Origin of the sequence: Ponticaulis profundi, from assembly GCF_042659465.1 — a bacterium.
In the GTDB taxonomy this organism is placed as follows: Bacteria; Pseudomonadota; Alphaproteobacteria; order Caulobacterales; family Hyphomonadaceae; genus Ponticaulis; species Ponticaulis profundi.
This window is the reverse complement of the sequence record NZ_JBHSSW010000043.1, coordinates 1-2,179: the sequence shown is the minus strand read 5'-3', so window position 1 is coordinate 2,179 and position 2,179 is coordinate 1. Positions and strand designations below refer to the sequence as shown.

The window sequence follows — 2,179 nt, the reverse complement described above, 5'->3', positions numbered from 1 at the left end:
TACGGTGACCATCACCAATGGTGGCGCTGATGTGAGCTTCACGCCGGATGCGGATTTTAACGGCACGACGAGCTTTACCTATACGGTCAATGGCGGTGACACAGCGACGGTGACGCTGACGGTGACGCCGGTGAATGATGCGCCGGTTGGTACGGACGGCTCGGCATCTGGTGCTGAAGACAGTGTCATCACCGGCACGATCTCCGCGACGGACATGGATGGTGATACGCTGAGCTATACGCTGGCCTCTGGTCCGGTGAATGGCTCTGTGACGCTGACGGGGAATGGCTATACCTATACGCCAGCAGCCGACTTCAATGGCACAGACAGCTTTGATGTCCTGATCGATGACGGCAATGGCGGGACAGACACTGTCACGATTGAGGTCACGGTCACGCCGGTGAATGATGCGCCGGTCGGTACGGATGGCTCGGTTTCTGGCGCGGAAGATAGTGTCATCACCGGCACCATTTCAGCGACGGACATGGATGGGGATACGCTGAGCTATACGCTCGCGGCTGGCCCGGCGAATGGCTCTGTCACACTGACGGGGAATGGCTATACCTACACGCCAGCAGCCGACTTCAATGGCGCAGACAGCTTTGATGTCCTGATCAATGACGGCAATGGCGGCACAGACACGGTCACGATCGAGGTCACGGTCACACCGGTGAATGATGCGCCGGTCGCCGTGGCCGACAGCTATGCAGTCGATGAAGACGGCACGCTGGCCGTCGATGTGACGAACGGTGTTCTGGCGAATGATACCGATGTCGAAGGCGATACGCTCACAGCCAGCCTGGTGACAGGTGTCTCCAACGGCACGCTCACCTTCAATGCGGATGGGTCTTTTACCTACGTTCCGGATGCCAACTTCAATGGGACGGACAGCTTTACCTATCGGGTGAATGACGGCTCAGAAGATGGCAACACCGTCACGGTGACGCTCAATGTCGGCGCGGTGAATGACGCGCCAGTGGCGATCTCTGACAGCTTCACTGTGGATGAGGATTCTGGCGCAACCACGCTCAATCTTCTGGCGAACGACACCGATATCGAAGGCGATGCGATTACGATCACCTCGGTGACCCAGCCTGTGGGCGGTACGGTGACCATCACCAATGGTGGCGCCGATGTCAGCTTCACGCCGGATGCGGACTTTAACGGCACGACGAGCTTTACCTATACGGTCAATGGCGGCGACACCGCGACGGTGACGCTGACGGTGACACCGGTCAATGATGCGCCGGTCGGTACGGACGGCTCGGCCTCAGGTGCTGAAGATACAGCGATCACGGGGACGATCAGTGCCACCGACATGGACGGCGATACGCTGAGCTACACGCTGGCCTCTGGTCCTGCGAATGGCTCTGTGACGCTGACGGGGAATGGCTATACCTACACGCCAGCTGCCGACTTCAATGGCACCGATAGCTTCGATGTCCTGATTGATGACGGCAATGGCGGGACAGACACTGTCACGATCGAGGTGACGGTCACACCGGTGAACGATGCGCCGGTTGGTACGGACGGCTCGGCCTCAGGTGCTGAAGATACAGCGATCACGGGGACGATCTCCGCGACGGACATGGATGGCGACACCCTCAGCTATACGCTGGCCTCTGGTCCGGTGAATGGCTCTGTGACGCTGACGGGGAATGGCTATACCTATACGCCAGCGGCAGACTTCAACGGCACAGACAGCTTTGATGTTCTGATCGATGACGGCAATGGTGGGACAGACACCGTCACGATTGAGGTCACGGTCACGCCGGTGAATGATGCGCCGGTCGGTACGGACGGCTCGGCCTCAGGTGCTGAAGACAGTGTCATCACCGGCACAATCAGTGCCACTGATGTGGACGGCGGTACGCTGACCTACACGCTGGCTTCTGGTCCGGCGAATGGCTCTGTCACACTGACGGGCAATGGCTATACCTATACGCCAGCTGCCGACTTCAACGGGACGGACAGCTTTGATGTTCTGATCGATGACGGCAATGGCGGGACAGATACTGTCACGATTGAGGTCACGGTCACACCGGTGAATGATGCGCCGGTCGCCGTGGCTGACAGCTATGCGGTCGATGAGGATGGCACACTGACGGTCAATGCGACGAACGGTGTTCTGGCGAATGATACCGATGTCGAAGGCGATACGCTCACAGCCAGCCTGGTG

The 2,179-nt window shown here is 59.0% G+C and carries 1 protein-coding gene; it reads left to right on the top strand.

Features of this window, described 5'->3' with window-relative positions; translation table 11 throughout:
* The coding region (locus tag ACFQDM_RS15555) for a tandem-95 repeat protein (RefSeq protein ID WP_377380597.1) at positions 1 to 2,179 on the top strand (2,179 nt) is incomplete at both ends.